Consider the following 9140-nt stretch of genomic DNA (forward strand, 5'->3'; position numbering starts at 1 on the left):
GCTGCTGAAAGACAAATTCAATCCGCATCCTCCACCGCCTCCAGCACCATGCGGGTCTGGGTGCGGCCCTGCCAGGTGTTGGTGTCCAGGCGCCAGGCGACGCGGGCCTGGGCGGGAAGGAAATCGCTGCGGTTCCAGGCGATGAGTTCGCGCGTGGCGCTGGCTCCGGCCGGGGCGTCGAGCAGGCGCACGCGGGCCTTCATGTGGCGCTCGCCAAGCTGTCCTTGCTGCAGCACCTCCACCCGGCTGGCGAACACCGGCGCGGCGAAGCCCTGGCCCCACACCTGGGCCTGCAGCAATTGCGCCACGTCCGGGGTGAACCACTCGGCGCCCAGTTCCCCGTCCACCTCCAGCTTGCGCGCCAGCAGCGCGGGTGAAAGCCACGCGCTGGCGACGGCTTCGAAAGCGGCGGCGAAGCGGGCGAAGCCATCGGCGGCAATGGTGCAGCCCGAGGCGGCGGCGTGCCCGCCGAAACGCACCAGCAGCCCGGGTTCGCGTTTGGACACGAGGTCGAGCGCGTCGCGCAGATGAAAGCCGGGGATGGAGCGGCCCGAGCCGCGCAACTGGCCGTCCGCGCCCGGCGCGAAGACGAAGGTGGGGCGGTGGTGCAATTCTTTCAGCCGCCCGGCGACGATGCCCACCACGCCCTCGTGCCAGTCCGGCGAGAACAGGCTGATGGAGGCGTTCGCAGCCGCGTCGCCCTGACCCTGCAGCCGCGCCAAGGCTTCCTGCGCCTGCTCGCGCATGCCGGCTTCGATGCCGCGCCGCTCGCGGTTGATGGTGTCGAGCGTCTGCGCCAGTTGCATGGCGCGCTCGCCATCGTCGGTGATCAGGCATTCGATGCCCACGGTCATGTCGGCCAGCCGTCCCGCCGCGTTGATGCGGGGGCCGAGGGCGAAGCCCAGGTCGAAGCTGCTGGCCTGCGCCGGCTCGCGCGCGGCGGCGGCGAACAGCGCGCGCACGCCGGGCTGCATGCGGCCCTCGCGCATGCGCTTGAGGCCATGCGCCACCAGCAGGCGGTTGTTGGCGTCGAGCTTCACCACGTCGGCCACCGTGCCCAGCGCCACCAGGTCGAGCAGCCCGTCCAGCCGGGGCTGGGTGGCGGCCGTGAACACGCCGCGTGTGCGCAGCTCGGCGCGCAGCGCCAGCAGCACGTAAAACATCACGCCCACGCCGGCCAGGTTCTTGCTCGGAAAGGTGCAGCCCGGCTGGTTGGGGTTGACGATCACGGCCGCATCCGGCAGGCGCTCGCCGGGCAGGTGGTGGTCGGTGACAAGCACCCGCATGCCGAGTTGCAGGGCACGCGCCACGCCCTCCACACTGGCGATGCCGTTGTCCACGGTGACGATCCAGTCGGGCTTCCCGCACGGCTGCTGCGCCACCAGATCGGCCACCGCGGGCGACAGGCCGTAGCCGGTGGTGAAGCGGTTGGGCACCACATAGCCCACCCGCGCGCCCAGCATGCTCAAGCCCCGCAGGCCCACGGCGCAGGCGGTGGCACCGTCGCAGTCGTAGTCGGCGACGATGCACAGGCGCTCGCCGCGCGCAATGGCGTCGGCCAGCACGCGCGCCGCCTGCTCGGCGCCCAGCAAGAGCTTGGGCGGCAGCAGCGCCGACATGTCGGGCTCCACCTCGGCCGGGTCGTGCACCCCGCGCGCCGCCAGCAACTGCGCCAGCAGGGGGTGAATGCCGGCGTTCTGCAGGGTGTGAACGACGCGCGGCGGCGCGTCACGTGCCATGAATTTCATACCTGCGGCCAACCTCTACACCAGGCCCAGCAGCACATGCGCGTCGGCCCGGCGCCAGAACTGCCAGCGGCGCGCCTTGTGCAGCTCGAACCCGATCCAGCGCCGGTCGCCAGCCAGCACCACCTGGGCGCTGGCGTGGTCGCGCAGCGCCTGGTCGATGGCCTCGGCGGCCGCCTGGTCGAGCGCCGCGACGGCCGCGCCCAGCGCCTCGGCATCCGTCTCGCGCGTGGCCTGTGGCTGCAGCACTTGCAGCGGGTGGGGATGCCGGCTGGCGGGCAGCTTGGGCAGGCCGGCATGCGCCGCCGGCCACCAGGCCGTGACGCTCTGGGCAGCCTGGTGCTGCATCACGAAAGGGTTGCGCAGGTCGGCCGGCAGCGCGCCACAGCCATGCAGCCAGAGGGTGTTGGCCTCGGGCCGGCCGGCGCGCATGCGCGCCTCGTTCACCGGGTGGTATTGCCACACCATCTGCATTTCGGTGAGCAACTGGCGCCAGGGCCGCGCCGGGGTGCCGGCCGGCATCCACGCCGCCACGTTGCGGGCAATGGCGCGGGCGGGATCGGCCGTCACCACCTCGGCCAGGCTGGGGTGGGCCACCAGCCAGCGGCTCGGGTTGCCGGCATCGACATGCCAACCCGCGTCGCTCAGCAGCGGCCGCACGGCGTCGAGCAAGGCCTGGGCCTCGTCCACCGTGAGCTGCAGCGCGGCGGGGTTGGCCAGGCTCAGGCTCTCGCGCCCCAGTTTCAGGTGGGCAGGCAAGGCCAGGCCCCACGGCAAACCACGCAGCGCCTGCCCCGCCGCCAGCGCCGCCAAGGCACCCCAGGGCGCCTGCTCGGACAAGACCACCGCAGCGTGTGGCTGTGCCGCCGCCTGCGCAGGCTGTTCGACATTGGGTGCGGCGTTGGATGCGGTGGCTGCGTCCGGGGCTGGGTGCGCCACGGCGCCAGGCTGGCCCAGCGCGGCCAGCAGCCAGCGCTCGGCGGGGGACAGCCAGGCGGCTTCGGCGTCTTCGTGCAAGGCTTCTTGCAAGCTCACTTCCGCCAGCCGCAAGCAGCGGCTGAGGCGGGGCATGGGGGTGGCGGCCAGAGCCTGCTGCCAGGGAGCACCGGCGACTGGCGCGGTGTCGATCAGGATGGTGTGCATGCCGAATTATCCCCCGTGACCCAGCCCTGAAGCCGGCGTCGGTACGTCACCATCGCTCGCCCGGCGGCGCTTTTCGCCCCTGGGACGGGTCGGGACTCGGCCGGGACGGCCGCGCCCAGCGGCAAATCTCAATAGCATGGCGTGGGTCCGCGGCTGCATCGCGCCTTTCTCGCAGCCGTCACGCCGTTGCAGCGGGCCGCCATGAGCGCGTTTCGCCGCCGCATCCCCGCATCTCCTCACAACATCCCCGCTCAAACCATGACCACCACCAAAATCGCCATCGTCACGGGTTCCTCTTCGGGCATCGGTGAAGCCACCGCCCGCGCGCTTGCCGCCGCCGGTTACACCGTCTATCTCGGCGCCCGCCGGCTCGACCGGCTGCGCGCCATTGCCGCCGACATCCAAGGCCACGCCCTGCCGCTGGACGTGACCGACAAGGGCAGCGTGCAGGCCTTCGCCGCCGCGCTGCCGAGCCAGGTGCATGTGCTGGTGAACAACGCCGGTGGCGCCATCGGCCTGGGGCCGGTGGCCGAGTTCGACGAAGACCAGTGGCTGGCCATGTTCCAGAGCAATGTGCTGGGCCTGGCGCGCATGACCCGCGCCCTGCATGGCCGGCTGCAGGCCAGCGGCGACGGCCATGTCATCAACATCGGCTCCGTCGCCGGGTTCGAGACCTACGTCGGCGGCGCCGGCTACACCGCGGCCAAGCACGCGGTGCGCGCCATCAGCGACACCCTGCGGCTGGAATGGCTGGGCCAGCCGATGCGCGTCACCGAGATCGACCCCGGCCTGGTGGAAACCGACTTCTCGCTGGTGCGCTTCGACGGCGACGCCGCCCGCGCCGCCAAGGTCTACGCCGACACCCGCCCCTTGTCGGCCGGCGACGTGGCAGACGCCGTGGTCTGGGCCGCCACCCGCCCGGCGCATGTGAACATCGACCAGATCGTCATCCGCCCCACCGACCAGGCCCGCGCCGACAAGGTGTTTCGGCGCACAGGGGTTTGAGGCGGGTTTGAGCCGTGCATCAAGACGGGTGGCTCTCCGCCCCGCATTTCAGTCAGGCGCCGCCAGCCCCTCGAACACCTCGGCCATCGGCAGGCTGGCCTGCACGCTGGCGAGTTCGAGTGTCGCCGCGCCGGTCTGGTCGTGCAGTTCGAACAGGCCTTGGGCATTGCGCCGGTAGACCTCCACGCTGCGATTGTCGGGGTCGATCAGCACGTACTCGCGCAGATCGGCCAAGCGGCGGTAGGCGGCGAACTTCAGGCCGCGGTCATAGGCCTGGGTACTGTCGGACAGCACTTCCACGATCAGCACGGGATGGCGGAACACCATGTCGGTGCGCAGATCTTCGGGATGGCAGGTGACGAACACATCCGGGTAGAACACCGCATCGTCGGCCACTTGCAACTTCATGCTTTCGACGAATGCCACGCAGGGCCCACCCTTGAAGTGAGATTTCAGCGCGGCTGCCACATTGAGTGTCACCAGGCCATGCACCCGGCGCGCGCCCACCATGGCGAACACCTCGCCACGGTAGAACTCGTGGCGCTCAGGTTGTGCGTCTTCCCAGGCGAGGTAGGCGTCGAGGGTGAGCCTGGACTGTGGCAGGGCCATGAATGTCTCCGCGCGGAATCTGACGATGATGGGCCGATTATCGCCGCGCCACCGGGCCACGGCGAGCAGCGCGGTTACGCTTGCGGCCTGACCCACCGCTCCCCCTCCCGGCCTCCCCCACCCCGTGCGGGAGGAGTCAACTGCCCCGCCCCATGAGCCAGATCCTCATCAACGACTACCTCAAGCAGCTCGACCTCATCACAAGAAGGCCAGTGGCAGCCAGCGCGAGGCCATCGTGCGCGAGGCGTTCAAAGACCTGCTCAAGGCCTGGGGGCGGCAGCAGGGGCCGGTGTTCCTCGCCGAATACCCGCTCAAGACCGCGACCAAGGCCACCCAGCCTGTGTTCGGTATGACGCAGCAGGCAACCGCCACGACAACATCACCGACTGGGCGCTCGATCAGTTCAACACCCACTACAAGGCCAACCCGCCCTCACCCCAACCCTCTCCCGCCAGCGGGAGAGGGAGGAGCGCAGCGGAGGCAGAGGAAAAGGCGCGCCGAGCCGCAATCGGGCGGCGACACCGGCAGCATCACCCTCGACACCGAAACCACCCCGCGCGGCATACCCGCCCAGGCCTGGGACTACAAAAGTTAGGCAACCGCAGCGCGCTGGACTGGGTGCTCGACCAGCACAAGGAAAAAAAGCCCAAAGACCCCACCATCCGCGCCCAGTTCGACACCTATTGATGTTTCCCAAATTCGTGACAGTCCGAACCCCTCCCCACCCCAACCCTCCCCATGCATGGGGAGGGGGCGCCTCCTCCCCCACCGCGTGGGGGAGGTTGGGAGGGGGGAGCTTTGTGCGCCGCTTTGCGTCTGTCGCCCATTCTGGAAATCTCAATATTCGCTAGCCGACCACAAGGAGCAAGTCATCGACCTGCTGGCGCGCGTGTGACCACCGTGAGCCTGGAAACCCTGCGCATCGTGCAGGCGATGCGGGCAGCGGCGCGGTGAGCGCACCGGCAACGGGGTTTGTCGCCAAGTGGCTGGAACAGCAAGGCGCGACCTTTCAGCCCGGCAAGGGTTCGCACTTGAAAGTCTTCCTGAATGGCCAAGCAATCCGCGTTGCCGATGCACGGCACCATGGAACTCGGCAAGGGGATTGAGGCCGTCATTAAGCGCCAGCTTCCTTTGAAATAAGGAACCCTATGTTTGACTATCCCGCGACCCTGACCCCCGATGACGGCGCCGTCATGGCGACGTTCGCCGATGTGCCCGAAGCCATCACCTTCGGCATGGATGAGGACGAAGCCTTGCTTCAAGCTGTGGATGCCCTCGAAACCGCCCTGTCGTTCTATGTGGATGCCCGCATAGCGTTGCCCGCAGTCAGCCAACCCGCGCCGGGACAAAAAACCGTGCGCCCCTCGGCGCTGGAATGCGCGAAGCTGGGTGTGTATCAAGCGATGACTGAGCAGGGCATCAAGAAATCGGAACTCGCCCGTCGTCTGGGCTGGCACATGCCACAGGTTGATCGCTTGTTTGACTTGCGCCATGCCTCCAAACTGGATCAGATCGAGGCTGCGGCGAATGTGCTCGGGCGGCATATCGAGATCACGGTCGTCTGAGGCGCTTGCGTCCGATCGCGCGTTGTACGGAACGCCTGTCGCACCTTTCGCCCGTCTGCCATGAACACCAGCCGCTCCCCCATCGTCTCGGAGTTCGAAACTCCGGAGCAGGAAGCCCGCTACACGGCCTGGCTCCAGGCCAAGGCGCAACCGAGCCTGGATGACCCGCGCCCCAGCGCACCGCACGATGAGGTCATGGCCCGCATCCACGCCATCATCTCGCAAGCGAAGGAAGGCCGCGCAACTGACGCAGGGTCAGCAGCGCCCGGTCTTACCCCTGGCGCTACTCCGCCAGCCCCGCCGTCACCGCATCCATCCTGTCCAGCACCTCGGTCGTGAGCTTGGGCAGCACGGCCAGGGCGCCGAGGTTTTCGTGCAGTTGGGCCAGTTTGGAGGCGCCGAGGATGACGCTGCTGACGCGCGGGTTGTGCGCCACCCAGGCCAGCGCCAGTTGCGCCACGCTGCAGCCGAGTTCCTTGGCAACCGCTTCGAGCTCGCCCACGGCGGCGTTCTTGCGGGCGTCCAGCAGCCCCTCGCGCAGGAAGCCCACGCTTTCCATCGCGCCACGGCTGCCGGCGGGCACGCCCTGGCGGTATTTGCCGGTGAGCAGGCCGGAGGCCAGCGGGCTCCAGGTGGTGAGGCCGAGGCCCATGTCTTCGTACAGCCGGGCGTACTCCTGCTCCACGCGCTTGCGGTGGAACAGGTGGTATTGCGGCTGCTCCATCACCGGCTTGTGCAGGTGGTGGCGCTCGGCCACGTCCCAGGCGGTGCGAATTTCGTCGGCGGTCCATTCGCTGGTGCCCCAGTAGAGCGCCTTGCCTTGCTCGATGACGTTGTGCATGGCCCAGACGGTTTCGTCCACCGGGGTGTGCGGGTCGGCGCGGTGGCAGTAGATGAGGTCGATGCAGTCGAGCTTCATGCGCTTCAAGCTGCCATCCACCGCCTGCAGCAGGTACTTGCGGTTGAGGGTGTCGCGGCCGTTGATGCGGGGTTTGTCGGCGCTGCCACGGTCCAGGCCCCAGAAGAACTTGCTGGAGACGACGTAGTCGAGCCGGTTCCATTGGAGCCGGGCCAGCGCCTCGCCCATCAGGGTTTCGCTCTGGCCGTTGGCGTAGACCTCGGCGTTGTCGAAGAAGTTGACCCCGGCGTCGCGCGCCGCGGCCATCATCTCGCGCACGCCGGAGGCGTCCACCTGGTTGTGGAACGTGACCCAGGAGCCGAGCGAGAACAGGCTGACCTGCAGCCCGCTGCGGCCGAGCCGGCGATACAGCATGGGGGGTGTGGAATGGGTCATGGGATGTGGCCTCCAAGTGGGTGGGTGGGGTTCGAGCAGGCGGCAAGCCGGGTGCGAACAAGATGTAAGCGGACACATGCGGCATGCAAACTGCCTGCGCATGCTCGGTGAACCTTGAAGCTTAGGCCGCCAGTGCAATTCCCTGCGCTTGCAATGCGGCGAAAAATCCGCCGCAAAATCGGGCTGCTGCACCCGGCGTCTTCCTCCCGGCTTGCCGCGCATTCCGGCCCGCCTTGTTCCGACGGTCCGGCCGACCGCCCTGCCGACCACCGCCCAACCACGCCCGTACACTGCGCCCCCATGGCCACGTCCCCCCATTCCCCCAAACTGTCTTTGTTGCCTTACGAACTGCTCATCGGCTGGCGCTACACCCGCGCCGGGCGGCGCACGCGGCGCAATGGCTTCATCTCCTTCATCTCCTTCATCTCGGTGGCGGGCATCGCCCTGGGCGTGGCGGCGTTGATCGTGGTGATTTCGGTGATGAACGGCTTCCAGAAAGACGTGCGCGACCGCATGCTCAACGTCATTCCGCATATCCAGGTGTTCAGCGTGGATGGCGGGCCGCTGACCGACTGGCGCGGCGTGGCGAACATCGTGCAGCGCAACCCGGCCGTCACCGGCGTGGCGCCCTTCGTTTCGGGCCAGGCGCTGCTGGCGCAGGGCAACACCTTGTTCGGCGTGCTGGCCTGGGGCATCGAGCCGCAAGAGGAGAGCAAGGTGTCGGCCATTGCCTCGCACATGGTGGCCGGCTCGCTCTCGGCGCTCAAGCCCGGCAGCTTCACCGTGGTGCTGGGCAACGAGCTGGCGCAGCGCCTGGGGGTGGGCATCGGCGACCAGGTGACCATGGTGGTGCCCAGCGGCAGCCTCACGCCCGCGGGCATGATTCCGCGCCTGCGCACCCTGCGGGTGGTGGGGCTGTTCAACGTGGGGCACTACGAGTACGACAGCACGCTTGCGCTGCTGAACCTGGACGACGCCGGGAAAATTTTCCTCTCCGGCGGCCCCACCGGCCTGCGGGTGCAGACCAAGTCGATCGACGACGCGCCGGCCGTGGCGCAGCAGTTGCAAGCCGCGCTGCCGGCCAACCTGGTGGCGCAGCCCTGGACCGAGCAGAACCGCACCTGGTTCGAGGCCGTCGTCATCGAGAAGCGCATGATGTTCATCATCCTGGCGATGATCGTGGCGGTGGCGGCGTTCAACCTGGTGTCCACGCTGGTGATGACGGTGACGGACAAGCAGTCGGACATCGCCATCCTGCGCACCCAGGGCGCCAGCCCCGGCTCCATCATGGGCATCTTCGTCGTGCAGGGGGCGATCACCGGGGTGATCGGCGTGTTCTCGGGCGTGCTGCTGGGCTGCCTCATCGCCTTCAACATCGACCCCATCGTCGGCTTCCTGGAATGGGTGTTCCACACCCAGTTCCTGCCGCGCAGCGTGTATCTGATCCACAAGATGCCGAGCGACCCGAGAGCCTCGGACATCATCACCATCACCGTGGTGGCGCTGGTGCTGGCGCTGCTGGCGACCATCTACCCGAGCTGGCGCGCCTCGAAAGTGCAGCCGGCCGAGGCTTTGCGCTACGAATGAAGCTCAGCAGAGCCGTTGTTGAAACGCAGGGCCGTCCCGGGCGATGCGCGGCGGCATGCGGAAGCTGGCGACGAAGGCGGGGATGTCCTCGGGCCACATGGGGGGCGAGATGGCGAAGCCCTGCAGGCCGTCGGCCGAGCTTTGCCACAGCAGGTCGAGATGGGCCTGGGTTTCCACGCCTTCGATCACCGT

At 68.4% G+C, this 9140-nt stretch carries 9 protein-coding genes and 1 pseudogene; 5 read left to right on the plus strand and 5 right to left on the minus strand.

All coding sequences use genetic code 11. From position 1 onward, the window contains the following. Window positions 1–17 precede the first annotated feature (17 nt). Complete coding sequence (gene recJ / locus ACYCUK_RS16060; protein ID WP_461595699.1) at window positions 18–1748, minus strand: single-stranded-DNA-specific exonuclease RecJ; 1731 nt, start codon at window positions 1746–1748, stop codon at window positions 18–20. 15 nt (window positions 1749–1763) lie between these two features. After that, window positions 1764–2888, minus strand: coding sequence for a hypothetical protein (locus ACYCUK_RS16065; protein ID WP_461595700.1), 1125 nt, complete (start codon window positions 2886–2888; stop codon window positions 1764–1766). Between the two features lie 258 nt (window positions 2889–3146). On the opposite strand from ACYCUK_RS16065, the gene ACYCUK_RS16070 reads away from it, so the two are divergent. Further along, window positions 3147–3893: an SDR family NAD(P)-dependent oxidoreductase gene (locus ACYCUK_RS16070; RefSeq protein WP_461595701.1), complete on the plus strand. Its 747-nt coding sequence runs from the start codon at window positions 3147–3149 to the stop codon at window positions 3891–3893. Window positions 3894–3941: 48 nt separating this feature from the next. Here the strand turns inward: ACYCUK_RS16070 and ACYCUK_RS16075 are convergent, their stop codons facing one another. Further along, window positions 3942–4502, minus strand: a complete 561-nt coding sequence (locus ACYCUK_RS16075) for a Uma2 family endonuclease (RefSeq protein ID WP_461595702.1) — start codon at window positions 4500–4502, stop codon at window positions 3942–3944. Between the two features lie 235 nt (window positions 4503–4737). Here ACYCUK_RS16075 and ACYCUK_RS16080 point away from each other — a divergent pair, with 235 nt between their 5' ends. The 3 genes from ACYCUK_RS16080 (at window position 4738) to relB (ending at window position 6406) form a co-directional block, all read left to right on the plus strand. Continuing rightward, window positions 4738–5097 (plus strand): hypothetical protein, encoded by a 360-nt coding sequence (locus tag ACYCUK_RS16080; protein ID WP_461595703.1) that lies wholly within the window; start codon window positions 4738–4740, stop codon window positions 5095–5097. A gap of 553 nt (window positions 5098–5650) precedes the next feature. Beyond that, window positions 5651–6067: a type II toxin-antitoxin system HicB family antitoxin gene (locus ACYCUK_RS16085; RefSeq protein WP_461595704.1), complete on the plus strand. Its 417-nt coding sequence runs from the start codon at window positions 5651–5653 to the stop codon at window positions 6065–6067. Window positions 6068–6127: 60 nt separating this feature from the next. Continuing rightward, window positions 6128–6406: a type II toxin-antitoxin system RelB family antitoxin gene (gene relB / locus ACYCUK_RS16090; RefSeq protein ID WP_461595705.1), complete on the plus strand. Its 279-nt coding sequence runs from the start codon at window positions 6128–6130 to the stop codon at window positions 6404–6406. On the opposite strand, the gene ACYCUK_RS16095 is transcribed toward relB, so the two are convergent. Continuing rightward, a complete protein-coding gene (locus tag ACYCUK_RS16095; protein WP_461595707.1) occupies window positions 6351–7340 on the minus strand; it encodes a potassium channel beta subunit family protein in 990 nt (329 codons plus the stop codon). The genes relB and ACYCUK_RS16095 overlap by 56 nt on opposite strands. A 321-nt stretch (window positions 7341–7661) precedes the next feature. Between ACYCUK_RS16095 and ACYCUK_RS16100 the strand changes: the two genes are divergently transcribed. Further along, on the plus strand, window positions 7662–8948 hold the full coding sequence (locus tag ACYCUK_RS16100; RefSeq protein WP_461595706.1) for a lipoprotein-releasing ABC transporter permease subunit: 1287 nt from the start codon (window positions 7662–7664) through the stop codon (window positions 8946–8948). Window positions 8949–8951: 3 nt separating this feature from the next. On the opposite strand, the pseudogene ACYCUK_RS16105 reads toward ACYCUK_RS16100, so the two are convergent. After that, window positions 8952–9140: pseudogene (locus ACYCUK_RS16105) on the minus strand (hypothetical protein); the annotation flags it as partial.

The sequence above is a fragment of the Thiomonas sp. genome, assembly GCF_054608695.1.